This is a genomic window from Bradyrhizobium zhengyangense (assembly GCF_022012435.1).
GTDB lineage: Bacteria > Pseudomonadota > Alphaproteobacteria > Rhizobiales > Xanthobacteraceae > Bradyrhizobium > Bradyrhizobium zhengyangense.
The window spans coordinates 172632-189657 of sequence record NZ_JAKLUA010000009.1 but is presented as its reverse complement, the minus strand read 5'-3'; the positions used below and the strand labels follow the sequence as shown (position 1 = coordinate 189657).

17 protein-coding genes are annotated in these 17026 nt (G+C 57.8%); 3 read left to right on the top strand and 14 right to left on the bottom strand.

What is annotated here, in order from left to right; genetic code table 11:
* Positions 1 to 16 precede the first annotated feature (16 nt).
* The 7 genes from L6637_RS26075 to L6637_RS26045 all read right to left on the bottom strand — a co-directional run bounded on the left by L6637_RS26075 (position 17) and on the right by L6637_RS26045 (position 6245).
* Positions 17 to 325, bottom strand: a complete 309-nt coding sequence (locus tag L6637_RS26075) for a hypothetical protein (RefSeq protein ID WP_128930108.1) — start codon at positions 323 to 325, stop codon at positions 17 to 19.
* On the bottom strand, positions 325 to 807 hold the full coding sequence (locus L6637_RS26070; protein ID WP_128930107.1) for a hydrogenase maturation protease: 483 nt from the start codon (positions 805 to 807) through the stop codon (positions 325 to 327). Before L6637_RS26070 ends, L6637_RS26075 begins: the two co-directional genes overlap by 1 nt.
* 24 nt (positions 808 to 831) lie before the next feature.
* Positions 832 to 1149, bottom strand: coding sequence for a hypothetical protein (locus L6637_RS26065; RefSeq protein ID WP_128930106.1), 318 nt, complete (start codon positions 1147 to 1149; stop codon positions 832 to 834).
* Between the two features lie 22 nt (positions 1150 to 1171).
* The gene (locus L6637_RS26060; protein WP_128930105.1) at positions 1172 to 1483 is read right to left on the bottom strand and encodes a hypothetical protein; all 312 of its coding nucleotides are present in this window, start codon (positions 1481 to 1483) and stop codon (positions 1172 to 1174) included.
* 107 nt (positions 1484 to 1590) lie between these two features.
* Positions 1591 to 3189 (bottom strand): nickel-dependent hydrogenase large subunit, encoded by a 1599-nt coding sequence (locus L6637_RS26055; RefSeq protein WP_128930104.1) that lies wholly within the window; start codon positions 3187 to 3189, stop codon positions 1591 to 1593.
* A gap of 57 nt (positions 3190 to 3246) precedes the next feature.
* Positions 3247 to 4209, bottom strand: a complete 963-nt coding sequence (locus L6637_RS26050) for an NADH-quinone oxidoreductase subunit B family protein (RefSeq protein WP_128930103.1) — start codon at positions 4207 to 4209, stop codon at positions 3247 to 3249.
* A gap of 593 nt (positions 4210 to 4802) precedes the next feature.
* Positions 4803 to 6245 carry a sigma-54 dependent transcriptional regulator gene (locus tag L6637_RS26045; protein WP_128930101.1) on the bottom strand — a complete coding sequence of 481 codons (1443 nt, stop codon included), beginning with the start codon at positions 6243 to 6245 and terminating at the stop codon, positions 4803 to 4805.
* 198 nt (positions 6246 to 6443) lie between these two features.
* On the opposite strand from L6637_RS26045, the gene L6637_RS26040 reads away from it, so the two are divergent.
* The gene (locus tag L6637_RS26040) at positions 6444 to 8252 is read left to right on the top strand and encodes a putative bifunctional diguanylate cyclase/phosphodiesterase (protein WP_128930100.1); all 1809 of its coding nucleotides are present in this window, start codon (positions 6444 to 6446) and stop codon (positions 8250 to 8252) included.
* A gap of 676 nt (positions 8253 to 8928) precedes the next feature.
* Here L6637_RS26040 and L6637_RS26035 read toward each other — a convergent pair.
* Both L6637_RS26035 and L6637_RS26030 read right to left on the bottom strand, forming a co-directional pair.
* Positions 8929 to 10107: a cytochrome P450 gene (locus tag L6637_RS26035; RefSeq protein WP_128930099.1), complete on the bottom strand. Its 1179-nt coding sequence runs from the start codon at positions 10105 to 10107 to the stop codon at positions 8929 to 8931.
* 14 nt (positions 10108 to 10121) lie between these two features.
* Positions 10122 to 11330, bottom strand: coding sequence for an ABC transporter substrate-binding protein (locus L6637_RS26030; RefSeq protein WP_128930098.1), 1209 nt, complete (start codon positions 11328 to 11330; stop codon positions 10122 to 10124).
* 89 nt (positions 11331 to 11419) lie between these two features.
* On the opposite strand from L6637_RS26030, the gene L6637_RS26025 reads away from it, so the two are divergent.
* Entirely contained in the window at positions 11420 to 11911 is a 492-nt protein-coding gene (locus L6637_RS26025) for a MarR family winged helix-turn-helix transcriptional regulator (protein WP_237864937.1), read from the top strand.
* A gap of 337 nt (positions 11912 to 12248) precedes the next feature.
* Positions 12249 to 13196: an AEC family transporter gene (locus tag L6637_RS26020; RefSeq protein WP_128930096.1), complete on the top strand. Its 948-nt coding sequence runs from the start codon at positions 12249 to 12251 to the stop codon at positions 13194 to 13196.
* 73 nt (positions 13197 to 13269) lie between these two features.
* On the opposite strand, the gene L6637_RS26015 is transcribed toward L6637_RS26020, so the two are convergent.
* From L6637_RS26015 to L6637_RS25995, 5 genes are all read right to left on the bottom strand, one after another.
* Positions 13270 to 14079 (bottom strand): alpha/beta fold hydrolase, encoded by an 810-nt coding sequence (locus L6637_RS26015; RefSeq protein ID WP_128930095.1) that lies wholly within the window; start codon positions 14077 to 14079, stop codon positions 13270 to 13272.
* A 67-nt stretch (positions 14080 to 14146) separates the two neighbouring features.
* Entirely contained in the window at positions 14147 to 14521 is a 375-nt protein-coding gene (locus tag L6637_RS26010) for a cupin domain-containing protein (RefSeq protein ID WP_128930094.1), read from the bottom strand.
* Positions 14522 to 14542: 21 nt separating this feature from the next.
* On the bottom strand, positions 14543 to 15178 hold the full coding sequence (locus L6637_RS26005) for an RraA family protein (RefSeq protein WP_128930093.1): 636 nt from the start codon (positions 15176 to 15178) through the stop codon (positions 14543 to 14545).
* A gap of 71 nt (positions 15179 to 15249) precedes the next feature.
* The gene (locus L6637_RS26000; protein ID WP_128930092.1) at positions 15250 to 16575 is read right to left on the bottom strand and encodes an MFS transporter; all 1326 of its coding nucleotides are present in this window, start codon (positions 16573 to 16575) and stop codon (positions 15250 to 15252) included.
* An 83-nt stretch (positions 16576 to 16658) separates the two neighbouring features.
* Positions 16659 to 17018 (bottom strand): DUF4286 family protein, encoded by a 360-nt coding sequence (locus tag L6637_RS25995; RefSeq protein WP_128930091.1) that lies wholly within the window; start codon positions 17016 to 17018, stop codon positions 16659 to 16661.
* Between the last annotated feature and the right edge of the window lie 8 nt (positions 17019 to 17026).

Genomic DNA, 17026 nt, shown 5'->3' with positions numbered 1-17026 from the left:
GAAATGTAAAGAAAGTTTACAAATCGAACGCATGCGCGATGATGAGAGCTTGGTCAGCGGAGGACCATTCGGCTGCGAACTCGCGGACGTCTATCGGGACATTGTGCTCGCTGAAGAAGTCGGGTGCATGCACCACGCGATCACCAGCGATGTTGCGCATCTTCAACAGATATCCACCGCCCGCCTGGTGACGGACTGGCAGGATGCAAAGATCGTTGTCTCGTCGGAGCAGGATGACGCATTGAAGGCCATCGAAGAAGCGTCTGCAGAGCGCGGCAGAAAAGTAGAGCGAGCCGTCTTTGATGGTGACCGCAAGATTTGGCATCAGCCCACCGGCACGGCCTCCTGGGGCGTTCGCAGCAACTCTTCGATCCTAGCGGCGACCTTCATGACCGCCTGCGATACACGACAAGATAGCGACAGACCAAGATCGAGTTGCTCTGCCTCGATCAGAAATACGATGACATCGTCGGGAAACGCATCGCGAAATATCGCCTTTCCGGCGAAAAGTGCGTGCTCCCAGCGAAAGTCGTGCAGATTAAGTCCACCTCCATAAGGTTTGGTCAATTCGTGTCCTGGGACCTCGAAGATTGCGCCCGGCTCGGAGCCGGATCTGCAGGCATCGACGATAATCAGCGTTCGGCAGCCCCGCGCAGCGAACATCGCCGCCATCCCGTCGGTGCCAGCGTCGAGCAGACGAATGTCAGCATTCTGTCCGAACCCCCGATCTTTGAGCTGCCCGAGAACAGCAAGACCGGCGCCGTCGTCGGAACGATTTGGATTTCCACAAGCAACCACGGCAATCACGGCGTGCCCTTTCCATGAGGCGCATCAGATGCGCCAGAGCTTACAGGACCAATCGGGTTCGACCGGCACATTCAGTTCCGGCAGCTCGCAGAAGCGCTGGTGCACCTTGTAGTACATGCAAGTTTCGCAAAGCTGCGTAATGCCGGCGTGCTCAATCGGATATGAGGTAAACCCCGCGAGCTTGAGCTTAGCCTCCAGATCATCGCCTGCAAGGCGAAGGTCGCAGACAAGCCGCTGAACTTGCTCATGGCTGTCTGCGCGCGGATACACGTCCGTGGCAAGACCAGAGGTCAGGAGACCGATGATGCGGGAACGTAAGCTTTCATCGCTGGCGGAGGCCATGACGAGCGCCTCGGGTGAGAAGCTAGATGCGCCATAGCCGGCACCACCAGTCCGGCTCGACAGGCACAGACAGCTCTGGCAGATCGCACCATTTGCGGTGCACGAGATAGTACATGCATTCCAGGCAGCGTTGCCTGTCAGGTCCGTAAGGATGGTCGAGGAACCCCGAGATCACGAGTTTGGCCTTGAGGTCCTTCGTATCGAGCTGACGCAGCTGCAGCAAAATTTCCGCAAATTCCTTGTCCGTCTCGGGAAAGGGCTCGACTTGCGTTTCGAGCCCATCCGCAAGCATATCGGCGATGGCTTTCAGGGTAGCCCCGTTTTCGGACGCCATTGTGCGACGCGCCTTTTGACGTAGTGATCCACCGTGGTTCGCTCGGCCTGCGAGAATGACCAAACGAAGCCTGTTGATGCAATCCAGTGACTCGAGCGAGTTTGCGGTCAGGCTGTTCTAAAGCGCGCCAGTTCCTCTCCTGTCTTTGCGTCGTGCGCGTGGACCGTGCAAACCAAGCACGAATCATAGGAGCGGCAGACATGGCCGACTTCAACGGGATCGCTCGGATCCTTGATAGGCGAGCCGATCAAGGCCTGCTCCATCGGTCCTCGGGTGCCGTCCGCCGCCCGCGGTCCAACATTCCAGGTAGTCGGCGCAATGATCTGGTAGTTCTTGATCTTGCCGTCCTTGACGTCGATCCAATGGCACAGCGCTCCTCGGATTGCCTCTGTGGCGCCCCAGCCGCGCCCGTCGCGCTCGTTGGGCTTGATATACCACGGGTCGTTCAGCCGAAACTCACGAAGCGCGTGTTCAGCTTGCCGGTATAACTTGACACCTTCGTGCATGCGGGCGAAGTGCCTGAGCATGACGCTGGCGCCCCCCAGCTTCTTGTACATATCAAGGACCAGCGGATCGTAATGTTGCCAGCTCTCGCCGTGCTTGCCGCCTGCGATCAGCTGCCGCGATAGCGGCCCAGCTTCGAGCCGGCCGCTTTCATCGTGACACACGGCGGTGGCCCAGGAATACTTTCCACCCATGTCGACGGCGTTCTTCTGGGTCGGTACAGTCTTGCGGTCAAACGGATGCAGCCCACCCGGCTCATCGTACCAAGCATGGGCTGTGTCTTCGCGCGTAAAGTTCTGGTCCATGAGCTTGAACGTATCGCTACGGCCATCGTAGACGCCGCTCTTCATGATGACCGCGGCGTTGCGGCCTTCGATCGTCGGTTTCTGATACTTGTCCTCGTGGGGAAGGTATCCCCAGGACACGAAGCGGCCGTGACCTTGACCATACTTGTCCATGCCGCAATCGATGCTCATCCGCCAGAACATGCCCAGATCAGAATTGGCGTGGTGCGGCGTTTCATCAAGCCAGGCCATGAAATCGTCATAGCTTTTGATTTGTTCGTACCGCTCGAGCGAGCAGCCTAGCCATATCTTTTCCATCCATTCGCGGCGGAAATACTCGAGGATCGACCAGGCGCGCGTCACGTCGGTGAGCGTCGGGGCACACATCACCCCGCCCGGTACCATGTAGCTCGAGTGGGGCCATTGCCCGCCCAGCAGAGCATAGATTTCGACGGGCTTGCCAGAAATCGTCACGCCGATTTCGTAATTTGCGCCGGTGAAGGGAGCGTAGCGCCTCACCGCCTCTTTATAATATTTCGAGCTCGAATAATTCTTGTGAGTGTAGTCGATCATGAAGAGCCCGTAGTGATGGCGCGGAAGGCTCTGCAGACTCTCGACGAGCTGGCCGAGATTTCGGGCCAGGATGGCGTTGCGTGGCACCTCGGTCTGCCAGGCCGTATCGAGCGCCCATGCGGCGCAGGTCAGATGCGAGGCGCCGCAAATGCCGCAGGCGCGCGGTGTGACAACGAGGCCGGCTTGGGGATCCTTGTCACGCAGAATGATTTCGAAACCGCGAAACAGCTCCGCTTGGGTCCAGGCGTCGACCACGACCCCATCCTGGATGTTGACACGCACGTCGAGATCGCCTTCGACCCGGCCGACCGGCGAAATGTCCAGAGTTTGCACTGCGCTTGGCATGTGAATCGGTTCCTGATGACTGATGGTTGAGCGACAGGTCTGTGAGCAGGACACTCGTCAGACGACGAAGATGTCTTCCTCGGCCCATGCTGGTGAGGCGGCTTTCGCGGCCGCGGTCAGCTTGACGTAACCGGCTTTGTCAACGCCGGACGGCAGATCCTTGGGCACGCCCATCAGAGTCTGGGTCTTGAATACCGTCCCGGGGGCCAGCTCAAAGAACGGAAATTCCGGCTCGGTACAGCCCATGCACGGCATGCCTGCTCGGGTCTTCGACGATTGCCGATTCCAGAGAATGCGGTTGCAGGGTGAATGCGTCATCGGTCCACGGCAGCCGAGATCGTAGAACAGGCACCCCTTTCGCTGGCCATATTCCGTGGCTGAGACCTTATAGGCAAAATGCATGTTCCGCGTACAGCCGGTCTGGGTGAAGCTCGTGAAAAACGTCTTTGGGCGTTGAAACTCGTCGAGCGAGAGTTCAGCACCTCTGCCGGTCGCCACCGCGACGACAATTTGCGTGATCCAATCCGGATGGGCTGGGCATCCCGGTATGTTGATGACGGGCAAGCCTGCCTTTGATCGGTAGCTTGTGCCGAGATAGCCACCTTGCTGACGTTTGAGAAATTGTAGTCCTTGGCTTTCTGACGGATTGGGAGCAGTCGCGGGAATACCGCCATATGTTGCACAGTCGCCAATCGCGACAGTATAGCCGGCGACCTTGGCAAGATCGGTGACCCAATCTTTCATCGGGCGGCCCGCAAAGCGATTCCATTCGCCAGTGCCATTCGGCGCGTTGACCACCGTGCCCTCGAACACGAAAATATCGAGCGGCATCTGTCCTGATGTCAGCGCGTTGAGAAGCTTCTTCAGATTCTCGCCGAGCTCAAGGCCGAGCGATGGGTGCCATAGGACGTTGATGCCGAAATCTGTGACGAGATCACAGGCGCTTGGCTCCTCGGCATTGAGAAACGACATCGTGTTGCCGGAGCACGCTCCCCCCTGGAGCCAAAGAAGATTAGTCATCTATTTCCTCCACCAAATCAGACGCGCTGGCATGGCATCTTTGTCGGAAGGAGGTAGCAAGGACCATGCCGAGCGGCTCGTACCTTGCAATTTTCAAAAAGCTCAAGGATTCTAAGCGTCAGCTGACTTCGCAGGGCGATCTACGGTGTGTGACGCCGCGCATACTAAGTTTGCTATGCATACCAGCTTGTCAATGTAAGCAATGATCGTTGCAGCGCATCAAATATTGCAAGGGTTGGCATTAGTCCTTGTTACGGGGTGACGGTGCCCAAAGCTCCTTCCCTGAGGCAGGCTGAAGTATCGCTCGTTCGGTGCTGATTTTTTGAAGACGAGCAGCGGTACTCAGCCGTGACGATTGCCACATGCAGGACAATCGACCTCGAGCAGATAACCGTACCAGATGCCCTCGCAGCGGCTGCACCAATGTCCAGTCAATTGGCGCTCCGGCAGACCGAGCCTTCTGGAAAGCAGGCTCAGCCCGAGATCCTTTGCTGGCGTCCTGCGAGCAGGCGAAACTCGCGACTGGGGGAAGCGCACCAGGTTGGGTGAGGGATCCCTCTTAAACTGATCTTCGTTGCGTACCATCGGCTGTCTCACTCTGCCTCATCGAGGCTATAGCGCTTGATCTTGTTGGAAAGTCCAACGCGCGAGAGTCCAAGTTCGTTCGCAGCCTTGCTTTGATTCCACCGATGCCGCGACAGCACTTCGGCGACAACTTGCTTTTCGAGGCATTCGACCTTTTCTTTCAAGGTGGTGCCCCGCAGCTCGTACCCGCCGGCTGACTTGAAGCGGGAGCGCGGCGGGGCCGCCAATATAGCGGGCGACATGTGCGTGGTGGTGACGTACTCCCCCTCCTCCGTCAGTGACACCATGCGGCGGATTTCGTTCTCAAGTTCTCGAACGTTTCCCGGAAAGTCGTAAGCGGAGAGCTTTTCGAGAACGGCTGCAGAAATTCCAAGGATCTTGCGCCCCATCGCCTCGCTGTGCTTGGCGGCAAAGAACTCCGCTAGCACCGGGATATCCTCTCGGCGATCACTCAGCGAGGGAACTTCCAGCTCGAATCCCCGCAGGCGGAAATAGAGATCCTGTCGGAATTTGCCCGCGGCGACCAACGCGCGGAGAGGACGGTTGGAGGCAGCGATAATGCGGACATTGCTGGTGACGATCTTGTCGGAGCCGAGCGGCTTGACCTCTCCCTCCTGCAGGAAACGAAGCAGGCTCACCTGAAAAGATGAAGACACCTCGGATATTTCATCGAGGAATACCGTTCCCCGGTCCGCGGCGCGAAAAAGGCCCAGCCGGTCTGAGACAGCGCCCGTAAAAGCGCCGCGCTTGTGCCCAAAGAGCTCGGATTGTAAGAGCTCATCGGACATCCCCCCGCAGTTTTGGACCAGCAACGGGCTGTCGCGGCGGCCAGAGTTGTAATGAATGGCGCGAGCGAGAAGCTCTTTGCCCGTCCCCGTTGCCCCCTGAATCAAGATAGGCAGCTCCGTTTTGGCTGCTTTTCGCGCGAGCTCGCTGAGGTTGTGTAGTTTTTCACTGACGTAGACGAGCTTTTCGAAACGGCGGCTCTCCGGCTGCATCGGCAGAATGGGCCTTGCGTGAATGCCTGTGGCATTCGCTGGAAATTTGAACTCTCGTGTAAGAAGGCGATGTCGACGGGCAAGTTCACGGGCCTCAAGGCCACGCTCCACCATAAGTCCAATCTGGTTGGCGTCCAGCGGCTTACGGATGAGCTGATAGATGCCGGCGGGCGCCATTTCCCGTTGGCCGATCTCGGTCTTGGCCTCGAGCGCCAGGATGCGGATCACGTCAGGATGAGATACTCGTAGATCAACGAGGAACTTCAGACCTTTGCCTTCGCCATACTCGACGAGAGCAATGTCTACTTGGGCGTCGGCCAGGGATGCCCTCGCATTTTCGACCGAATCGGCGGAAAGAACGCGGTAGTCGTATTGGTCTGACAAGGTGTCTGCGATGGCAGCCCATTCAGGGCCGCTCCGCGCGATGATCAGCACTGTTTGCAGGTCGCGCATGCAACATTCTTTCCAAAATGCAAAGCAGGTTAGCAATATCTGCAAGATAAATCAACTTCGCGAGGCTTGCGCTGTCCATAGTGGTTCGGCAGGTCCGTGAACCCGCAATTAACCCCGCCGCAATTCCCCAAAGGCCGGCAACCTTTTCGCAGCTTCCCCCACTTACTATCGCGGCCTCGCTGTTTGGGGGCAGTGCAAATGGCATTTCCGGTCAACTTTATCGCGGCGGCGCTTGCAAGCTGCATGAACGATGTCCGCTGTTGGTTGACTGCAGCAAAGCCTAGCCCGCTAGAATCATGTCGCTCTGGCGAAGCCGGCCCGCTCGAGCAGCTTAGATTGGACAATGACCGTTTGAGGCGCGAGCTCAAACGCCTGAGCGATTTCCTTGATACCTCTTCGGAGGTCGTCTGGGAAACCGATGACCAGCTGACGATTACAAGCGGCAAGGAAGACCTCGGGCTGCCGGCCGGCCAAATTGGAATCAAGTTGGCGGAGGCCTTGGGGATCAATCCGCTCGCGAGCAAATCCTGGATCGAATATCTGCAGGCTCTTTCCAATCGAAAGCCATTTCGGGGGTTCGAAATCTGCTTGGACGGACGTGCGGGGGACGAGCTTTGGCTGGAGATCAACGGCAATCCGACATTTGCGAGGGGTAAATTCCAGGGTTATCGAGGCACCTGCCGGAATGTGACCGAGCGCAAGCTGCACGAGGCGCAAATTGCATTTCTGGCGGCCCACGATCCCCTCACAAGACTGGCCAACCGGCGCAGCTTTCACGAGCTTGTGGAGCGCGCGGTTGGAACACGAGGGCGGCACAAGCGCATTGCGATTTTGTGTCTGGACCTTGATGGCTTCAAAAGCGTCAATGATACGCTTGGACATGGCGTTGGCGATGCCCTGCTGCTTGAGGTGGCGCAGCGATTGAAATCTTGCGCCAAGACGACAGACCTCGTCGCTCGGCTTGGCGGGGACGAGTTCGCGATTCTGCGGGTTGATGCCGCCGATCCTGAGGACGCCAGCAGCCTCGCTGAGAGAATCCTCGCATCCATTGGCGAACCCTACTTCCTCGATGAACACCGGGTGATGATTGGCACGAGCATTGGCATAAATATCACGGCATGCTCCGAAAACGGAACAGACGAAGTGATTAAGAATGCCGATGTGGCGCTCTATCAGGCAAAGTCCGATGGACGCGGCACCTATCGAATATTCCAGAACGAAATGAACGTCCGTTTGCAAGAGCGCCTGCAGCTCGAGGTAGACCTTCGCCAGGCTTTGCAACGATCTGAGTTCGAACTGTTTTATCAGCCCATCGTGAATATCGAATCCAAGCAGATTGTCACGTTCGAAGCGCTCTTACGCTGGCATCATCCGCAAAAAGGGACGATACCCCCTACGACCTTTATTCCCCTCGCCGAAGAGACAGGGCTCATCGTTCCGATTGGTGATTGGGTGCTTCAGCAGGCCTGCCGCGATGCCGCATCATGGCCGCAAGACGTAAGAGTTGCGGTCAATCTGTCGTCTGTTCAATTCAGGCGCGGAGCCTTGGAACTGTCCGTGACCCGCGCCCTGGCTGCTGCGGGCTTGCATGGGTCTCGTCTCGAACTGGAGATTACCGAGAGCATTCTGCTGCACGACGAAGAGATCACGCGCGACATTCTCAATAGGTTGCGGGTGCTAGGAGTTCACATCGCCATAGATGACTTCGGCACAGGCTACTCCGCATTGAGCTATCTGCGGAGCTTCCCATTGGACAAGATCAAGATCGACCGATCCTTTGTGCAGGATCTCAGCCGCGAGACGAGCGCGGCGGCGATTGTCAGGGCAATTTCCGAGTTGGGGCAAGCCTTGGACATGACCATTGTCGCTGAGGGGGTTGAGACAGCTGAGCAGCTTAGGATTCTTGGTGACCAACGCTGCACGCAAGCCCAAGGCTACTTCATCGCTTACCCCCAGCCTGCGGCGCAGCTGATCCGCGTCATTGAGGAGCTGAAAGCTGTTGCCTAATCTGGAGCTGCCCAAGGTTCGAGAACCCCTCGGCTATTTTAAAGCGGAAGCCACCCGCTGAGGTCTTGATGCACCTTAACACTTCGAGCCGTTCGCGCCAACACCGCGGCGGGCCGCTACTGATGTAGCCATTGGGGGCAAAGCTAGTCTACATGCTGGCAGGAGAGACTCAACGAGGAGATCAGGAGAACAAAACAGCCCTCAGGCAACAAAACGCCTTGCCTACTCCGATCATGGCTTTGAAGCTTTTCACGCTATTCTAGAAAGCCCGAATGCCTGAAAGGACCTCCCTACACTCTTGTGGCGGCCAAGTCAGGGAGGGGGCAGACAACCGGTCTTTTGGCGGAGCTCCCTCTCGTCTTTTTTGACCTGACACTGCGCCTTTGTATTGCTCAGGCCGCATGCATCGCGAGCCCAATTCGGGACAAGTGCGTGATCGTCTCGCTCATTGTCGTTTGGCACCAACGCTGAAATTCTGCCGATTGTCTGTCCTTGACTTGGCGCCTCCTGAAAACGGTAGTCTTGCGACGTTTCAAGGCCTGAGAGGCTACGCTGTTGAACAGGGCAGCAAACCAACTGCGGCTTGCCCGCCTCGCGGCCGACCCTAGTTGGTAGCATGGGAATTGCTCTGTCGATGATGGTGGTCTCAAGATCGGACAGTGCCACCATTGGTCGCTCAGGCAGCAGTCACGCGGACTGGCATACTTTTGAGCCCCCGAAGGGTGTTATTTAGCATGCGCTCGGGTTCGGCAATGAGTTCAATTGATTTTACCCGCTTCGCAAGTTCCGTTAGAACCAACTCACCCTCCAAGCGTGCGATCATCTGGCCCACACAAGCATGAATGCCGGAGCCGAAGCCCACATGTCCTGTTACAGGTCGCTCCACATCGAAGCGCTCGGGCTCTTGCCAACGAGCCGGATCACGGTTGGCGGATGCCATGAAGACCAGCACTTTGGTCCTCGCTGGTATGATATCGCCCGCCATTTCCACTTCACGCGAGGTGGTGCGGAAGAAGGTCTGCACAGGTGAATCATAGCGTAGCCCTTCCTCAAACGCATTGCGGGCGAGTGCCGGGCGCTCGTGTAGTTTGGCGAATTGCATTGGATGGCTTGCGAGTGCAAGCAAGGTATTCCCCAGTCCATTGATCGTCGTGTCGACACCCGCAGTTAGGAATGGCCGGACCAAATGCGTGGCCTCGTGTTCAGTAATCTCACCTGCATCAGCAGCTTCGTAGATCATCGTTCCAATGCCATCGGGTCTGAGCGCGCTGCGTGCGCAACGGTCCATGATCCATTTCTGCGCGGTCAGCCCTGGATCACGAGATCTGGCGAGAATGTGATTATCCGGTCCGAAGCTGTTGAAGACGAACGTGCTCCAGGCAAGCAGGTTCTCGCGTCCCTCCTCTGAGACGCCAATGGCGTCGGGGAACACCTTTAGGGGATAAGCTATGGCCAGATCTGTCATCGCGTCGAAGGTCCCCCGCTCGACGAGCTCGCCGATTTTCCTCTCGGCCTCCTTCTGAAAGGTGTCGCGCAGGTTCTTCGCTACGCCCGGTGACATGGTCCGGGCGAGGATTCGGCGTCCCTTCTCGTGATCGGGCGGGTCGATCTGTAGCGTCATCGGCCGGGGCAGCGCTGGGTTCATACCCTTTAGGCCGACGCCCTCTCCGCTGATGAAGGTCTGCCAATCCTTGAGCGTGGAATCAACCTGCTCATACCGCGCCATGGCCCAGATGTCGTACGGCTCGATCCTGAACACCGGTCCCAGTTCGCGAAAGGTCTGGTACGCCGGATACGGATCCCTCAGCACCTCATCAGCGAACGGATCGATCCGAGTAGAAGCAAACTGGCTCATGGCGGCCCCTCGACTTATTGTTTGCTGAGAGGACAATTGCCCTCGTTCTCGGGTCTGAAGGCATCTTCGCCCTTGATGATCCCGACAACCTTCAGGAGGTCCCACTTGGATTTCGACTGGTCGGGCGATTTGACCTGGAGGAGATAGAGCGGATGGATCTTACGTCCGTCCTTGCGGATGAAACCTTTGCCGAACAAGGAATCGTCGGTCGGAAGCTCCTTCATGGCGGCAACGACCGCCCTACCGTCTTTCGCGCCACCGACCTTGTCGACGGCCTTCAGGTAGTGAATGACGCCAGCGTAGACGCCGGCTTGCATGTCGTTGGGATAGGCCTTGGATGGGATGCGCTCCGAGAAGCGCTTGGCGAAGGACCGGGTGGCCTCGTTGAGGTCCCAGTAGAACGGATTCATGATTTGGGCGCCTTGGGCGAATTGCAGCCCGAGAGACGGAATGCCGTTCATGCCCAGAATCAGACCGACCAGTTTGTGATCTTTGGTCAGGCCGAACTCGGCGGCCTGCTTCATCGAAGTGATCGTATCGTCGCCGGCGTTGGCGATACCGATGATGTCGGCGCCGGAAGCCTGCGCCTGCAGCAGGAACGAGGCGAAGTCGGCCGTCCCGAGGGGATGACGGACGGCTCCGAGGACCTGTCCCCCGGATGCCTTGACCGATTCGGACGCCTGCTTCTCCAGATCGTGGCCGAAGGCATAATCGGCCGTGATGAAGAACCACTTTTTGCCGCCCTGCTCGACGATGGTCTTGCCGAGCCCGCGGCCATAAGCATAGGTGTCGTAAGTCCAGTGCACCGTATTCGGCGTACACTTTTCTCCAGTCAACAATGCCGTACCGGCGCCAGAGCCGACGAACACCTTGTTCTTTTCGGCGCTCATCCCCGCGACTGCCAGCGCAATCGCCGAGTTGGGGACGTCGAAGATTGCATCGACGCCCTCATTCTCATACCAGCGACGCGCGATGTTGACGCCGGTGTCCGACTTGTTCTGGTGATCCGCACTGACGACTTCGACCTGCCTGCCGCCAGCCTTTCCGCCATAATCCTCGACAGCCAATTGAGCCGCGATGACGGACCCAATGCCCTGATAGCTTGCAAATGCTCCGGACTGGTCATTGAGAACGCCGAGCTTCACCGTTTCCTGCGCATCGGCCGATCCGCAAATCAGCGCAAGCAAGGAGACGCACGTCGCCAATAGGCTTGTCACCCTCATGGATACTCCTCCCGGCTACCGTTGCGGTCTCAGCCGCATAATACTTATATTTTATAAGTATATTGGGCGATGTCAATTCGGCATGCGTCATGATAGATGCGAACGTGGATGACCCAGGGGAGCTAATGACAATAGCAACAACGGCGGCAGAGAAGCAGCTCGATTTGGCCGCACTTCGCAACGTCCCGGGCTTCGTGATCCGATTGATCCAGTTGAAGTTCTTCGACGGCTTCTATGAGACCTTCGCCGAGCTCGGACTGACGCCTGCGACCTACGCAATCCTCATGCTGGTGCGGGACAACCCGGGGGTCGTTCCGAGTAGCATCGCAGCACTGTTGCGGCTTCAACTCCCGAATTTGACAAAAATTCTGCACCAGCTCGAGGACGCGGGTCTGGTGAAGCGAAGCCGGTCCAAAATCGACCGGCGTGCGATTGAGATCACATTGACGTCGAAAGGCGAGAAATTGATGAGGGACGCCGTCCGGCTCACGGCGCCCTATAACCGCCGAATGCTTGCTCCCCTTAATGAAACGGAGCGATCCACTTTGATCGGCCTGCTAAATCGGATCTGCCCCTTTTAGACTCTTAATCAAATCTTGACCGTATCGTTTACAAGGAGAAGACATTGGCCATTCGCAATCAGGCGGCTGATGCGCGCGCATCCTCGCGCCAAGTTCACCAGGATGCCACGACTGGCCTTAGCGCGAGCTGATGCGCATGCGCCTCGACATCGAAGTTAGTCTGCTGCTGGAACGAAGCCGCGTGCCAGGCGGTCGAGAGCGAGGTGCACCTCACCGCTTTTTCGCTCGCTGCGCTTCATCGAAATTCAAACAGACTGCCTATTGAATTTCGGGTGGACCGCGGCGCCGGTCTGGACTAATCGTCGGCATCACAATCAGTCTGCTCGTCAACCCCGATATGAATGTACTTGCGATCGTTGCTCCGACCTTTGGGCTCATTGCTGTGGGCTACGCCGCAGCTGTTAGCGGACTGGTTTCAGAAGGTGCGCAGAAGGGCATTTCCGAGTTCGCATTCTCGATTGCAATACCAGCGCTTCTCTTCCGGACCATCGTCATCTCGCAATTTCCTGCTATGAATCCTTTGCTGGCATGGGGCGCCTACTATGGCGCTGTCGCCCTCACCTGGATCGCCGCTCTAGCTCTGTCGGCACGCCTGCTTCGCGTGACGCCCGCGGCCGGCGTTGTCGCAGCCACGAGCGCTGTGTACGGCAACATAGCGATGCTCGGTATTCCGCTCGCGCTCACGGCGTTCGGTCCGAAGGCGGCGGGGCCAATGGCGCTGATCCTTGCCATTAACACACCGTTGTTATGGCTCAGCGGAACACTTCAGATCGCCTGGATCGAGCGGAAAGATGGCGCCTCGATTTGGGCACTTGTGCTTCGCCTCCTGTTAGATCTTTTGCGCAATCCGATCATAATCGCGATTGCAGCTGGCTTCTTTTGGCGAATGACCGGGGCAGGACTGAATTCGCTGGTAGATCGGACTTGCGAGCAACTCGCTCAAGCCGGGTCTCCGGCAGCTCTGATCGCGCTGGGGGTCGGCCTTATGCGATTCGAACTCCGCGGAGAAGCACTGAGCCTCGCGGTCATGTGCTTTCTGAAGCTCATCATCATGCCCCTTGTTGCCTGGACGCTGGCCTTTCCCGTTCTACATCTGCCGCCCTTGGTTGGCGACGTCATCGTTCTATTTGCGGCCATGCCGGCAGGGGCCAATGCGTACCTGTTCGCCACGCAGTACAAATTGCTGGCGAACTCAACGTCTGCTGCGGTTGCTTTAGGCACGCTTTTGTCGGCAGTGACGCTTCCTTTGCTCATTACGATCTTGCTGATGAATCCACTCGAATAGCAACCCCGCGTTCAGCCGCCGAAGGCCTCATTGCGCACAGCCTCGGTGAGCGCTTTAGCGATCGCCGGGACCTCTAAACGTCAGCCAGGAACGCTGCAATTTGCGTCCACATGGCGATCGGATTGGAATACATCGGGAAATGGCCGCACGCCGGAATCTCGGTAAGGCGTACGCCATTTGTGCGAAGCAGGCCGAGATAGGATAACGTCGCATTCTGTTCGCCGTACATGAACATCTTCGGGCAGCGAAGGCCGATAAACTTTTGCATCAACTTTCCACTGTCCGACAGATCGACCATCGAGCGGAATATTCCAGGTACCGCAGCCGCCCTCACTTTGTGATGAAGACTGGAAGCGTAGAGCGCGCTGGCATAGGCTGGCATATGCCGGGTTCGGTCGATAAAATCGGCGAAGAACCGCTCCACGTTCTGCTCCGGAAATTGCAAGATCTGCCTGCTGAGGAAGCAGTCCTCGGGCGCAATGTTTCCCTCGATATTGACGAAGCTGAGTACGTGTTGGGGATACTTGTGCGCGAGCAGAAGTGCCGTCAGACCACCCATGGAGTGGCCAACGAGATGAAATCGGTCGAGCTTAAAATGCTCGATTACGCGCTGCGCAGTCTTTAACAAGAACGGAATTGAAATGTCTGATAGATCCGCGCAATACGTCTCTCCGCAACCCGGTGCGTCATAGGCGAGAAACGGATGCGCCGCGAGAGCTTCGTGGCGCACGATGTCAGCGTAGTCTTCTTTGGTAGATCCGAAGCCGTGCAGGAAGACGATTGGCGCCGCTTTTCCGGCGCGATGAATCGCTGACAGGTTCAATTCGACGCCATCAACTTGTGACGGCAACCGAACCAAGGCCAGTTCACGGTTTTCCGGCACGGCTTTCCCTTTGAAGCGTTAACGGGCAAAGCTGGCTCTCGCTTTGCAGCAAGAGCCAGGCCACTGGCTAAGTCTGTCCGAACCCGGATCCCGGCTTCTTATATTCGGGCCGGGGTGGGCTGAAGATGTCGAGCACACGGGCGCCCTCGGGACCAGCTCGCATGGTGTGAGGGACGTTGCCGGGCGTACGCCAGAAGTCGCCCTTGCGCACAGGGATCTCCTCCCCTCCCTGAATCCTAATGGCAGTGCCGTCCAGCAGCACGCCCCATTGTTCCTCAGGATGATGATGGAGCACGCCTTCGGCGTGCGGTGCGAAGCTCACCACCGAGAGCATCGCGTGTTCGCCCGAAAAGATGCGCGTGGTGAGTCCGGGCGCCAGCTCGCGAAGCAAGCCGTCATCCGGTGTATCAAGATTGTGAAATTCCTTTTTCTGGTCAGTCATGTCGTCCTCTGGTTCTGGTTACTACCGTCCGTAAGAGCCCTCGTAACGCCCCTCGCGAATAGCCTTCATGGTCTCCTCTTCGCGCGCGATCTGGGCACGAACAGCCTCAATCAGGGAATCTGCCATCGCGGCCGGAAAGGATACAACGCCATCCTCATCGCCAACGACGATGTCGCCAGGGGCGATCGGTGACCCACCGATCGACACTGGCACGTTGATGCAGCCTGGGCCACTTTTATAGGGGCCGCGGTGGGTCACTGCGCGGGCAAAGCAGGGGAAATCCGAACCGCTGAAGGCCGCGACGTCTCGGATGGCGCCGTCGATTACATAGCCGGCAGCTCCCCTCTCTTCTGCGATATTCTTCATGATCTCACCCACCAGTGCCCGCGTCTCGTCGCCGCCTCCGTCCACGACGATGACATCCCCGGGGCCGACCAGTTCAAGCGCCTTGTGAATTGCGAGGTTGTCTCCAGGACGCGTCCGCACGGTGAAAGCCGTTCCGACCAACCGTCCGGAACGATGGAATGGCCTCAAGCCAACAGCACCCGCCAATCGGTCGAGATTGTCCGAGATGACCGAAGTGGGGGCATCTTTGAAGGCTTCAATGAGAGCGGAAGGCGGCTTTGGCACGCTGGCAAGCGCGGTTTTGACGTTCATGGTTCACATCCGGTCAATCCGGCGATCTGGCGCCGCATCGCAAATGTGCGGCGCCAAATCGCACAAGGTGGCTAATCGATCTCGCGGCCGGCTTTTTCCGTTGCTGCCAACAAAGCAATGAGCGTGATGACGAGGGCTCCGGTCACGTAGGCTGGAATCGCATACGTGTCGGGATACTCTCTCAACAAGGTGGCGAAGATCAGCGGGGCAAAACCGCCACCGAGGACACCTGCGAAGGTGTAGGCGAGCGAGGACCCCGTGTATCGCACACGTGTTGGAAACTGCTCAGTGACGAAAGCACCTTGCGGACCAAACATCGCGGCTTGAAACACCATGCCGACTGAAACTGCGGCAATGATGATGGCTGGTGATTTTGTATCGAACAAGCCGAACAGGAGGAAGCTGCCGATGATAGATGCCAGAGCACCGAGCCCATAGACAGTGCGTCGACCAATCCGGTCAGAGAGCGCCGCAAGCAGGGGAACGGATATGGCATGCACGCCGGCGCCGATCAGAACAGCGGTCAGGGCCAATGTGCGGCTCAAACCCAGCTTCTGAGTGACATACGTCAAGGTGAATACGGCAAGCAGTCCATACACCACGTCCGAACCGATTCGAACGCTACCGGCCACTAACAGGTTGCGCCAATGGTCCCTCAGGACCTCGGCAACCGGCGCCTTGGTCGTCGCATGGCCGGCCTGCAGCTGATGGAAGTGGGGTGTTTCCTCAACGCTCCAGCGGATCCAGAATCCGAAGAACACCAGCACGGTGCTGGCCAGAAACGGAAGGCGCCAGCCCCAGGACAGGAAATCGGCCTCATTCAGCAGCGTCGTCGTGACGGCGATGGCCCCTGCGGCGAGAAGAGTACCGGCAGAGGGGCCGACTTGCGTCCACGACGCATTGAGCCCGCGATTTTGTGGCTTGCCATGCTCCACGGAAAGAAGGATGGCGCCAGCCCACTCGCCACCGAGCGCGATGCCCTGAATGGTCCTGAGACTAACGAGCAGCAGGGGCGCGGCGATTCCGATGCTCCCGTACGTAGGCAGCAAGCCCATCGCCAGGGTAGAAATGCCCATCAAAGCGAGCGTATAGACGAGGACGGCACGACGCCCGACCTTATCTCCGAGGCGACCGAAGATAATTCCGCCGATGGGACGCGAGATGTAACCTACGGCATAAGTCGAAAACGCAAGAATTGTACCGACAATCGGATCAAATGACGGGAAAAAGAGCTTATTGAAGATCAGAGCTGCCATGGAATTGTAGATTACGAACTCGTACCATTCCAGCGAGGTACCCACCATGCTGGCGAGTGCAAGCCGCGTCATCTTTCCTGCCGTGCTTGGGCCGACAGTGTCGAGCTGCGGCGTCAATGTCGTCTCTGCGCTTGTCGTCATCCCTATCTCCTGCGCGTTATCATTTGATCTGCCCGTCGTTGGCGCCCCGGCAAGCGTCACGACGTTTGATTGGTGATTGTGCTCTATGGGCTAGTGGATTGCCTCTGATAGACAGCGTGGTGCCTATTGCGGGTATGCGGCCTCACTTCGCTTGCCCATCTGCCCGCCTCGACTGCCTTTGCCCATTCGGCGCTCTTCAAGACGTCCGGATGGTCAATCTCATAAATGGCCGTATAGATCGGCTTGGGCGCCGGCATATCCTTGATGCCGTTGGCAATGGCGAACGCGAAGGGAACTCCTTTGACGCGCGTAACGCTGTGAACCCCTGGCACTTTCAGGAGATGCGGGACATGTTCCCCATCGTACACCTCGTTGAAGAGATCTTCGTGCGCAGGATCGACGTCCATTGAAGCAATCAGGACAAAGCGGGATTGGATCGGCATCAAGCGCT

Bases quoted from the DNA above. Each gene is read 5' to 3' on its own strand.
- L6637_RS26075 (WP_128930108.1), bottom strand. From the start codon at position 325: ATGCCAAATCTTGCGGTCACCATCAAAGACGGCTCGCTCTACTTTTCT.
- L6637_RS26065 (WP_128930106.1), bottom strand. From the start codon at position 1,149: ATGGCCTCCGCCAGCGATGAAAGCTTACGTTCCCGCATCATCGGTCTC.
- L6637_RS26060 (WP_128930105.1), bottom strand. From the start codon at position 1,483: ATGGCGTCCGAAAACGGGGCTACCCTGAAAGCCATCGCCGATATGCTT.
- L6637_RS26055 (WP_128930104.1), bottom strand. From the start codon at position 3,189: ATGCCAAGCGCAGTGCAAACTCTGGACATTTCGCCGGTCGGCCGGGTC.
- L6637_RS26050 (WP_128930103.1), bottom strand. From the start codon at position 4,209: ATGACTAATCTTCTTTGGCTCCAGGGGGGAGCGTGCTCCGGCAACACG.
- L6637_RS26045 (WP_128930101.1), bottom strand. From the start codon at position 6,245: ATGCGCGACCTGCAAACAGTGCTGATCATCGCGCGGAGCGGCCCTGAA.
- L6637_RS26040 (WP_128930100.1), top strand. From the start codon at position 6,444: ATGGCATTTCCGGTCAACTTTATCGCGGCGGCGCTTGCAAGCTGCATG.
- L6637_RS26035 (WP_128930099.1), bottom strand. From the start codon at position 10,107: ATGAGCCAGTTTGCTTCTACTCGGATCGATCCGTTCGCTGATGAGGTG.
- L6637_RS26030 (WP_128930098.1), bottom strand. From the start codon at position 11,330: ATGAGGGTGACAAGCCTATTGGCGACGTGCGTCTCCTTGCTTGCGCTG.
- L6637_RS26025 (WP_237864937.1), top strand. From the start codon at position 11,420: ATGATAGATGCGAACGTGGATGACCCAGGGGAGCTAATGACAATAGCA.
- L6637_RS26020 (WP_128930096.1), top strand. From the start codon at position 12,249: ATGAATGTACTTGCGATCGTTGCTCCGACCTTTGGGCTCATTGCTGTG.
- L6637_RS26010 (WP_128930094.1), bottom strand. From the start codon at position 14,521: ATGACTGACCAGAAAAAGGAATTTCACAATCTTGATACACCGGATGAC.
- L6637_RS26005 (WP_128930093.1), bottom strand. From the start codon at position 15,178: ATGAACGTCAAAACCGCGCTTGCCAGCGTGCCAAAGCCGCCTTCCGCT.
- L6637_RS26000 (WP_128930092.1), bottom strand. From the start codon at position 16,575: ATGACGACAAGCGCAGAGACGACATTGACGCCGCAGCTCGACACTGTC.
- L6637_RS25995 (WP_128930091.1), bottom strand. From the start codon at position 17,018: ATGCCGATCCAATCCCGCTTTGTCCTGATTGCTTCAATGGACGTCGAT.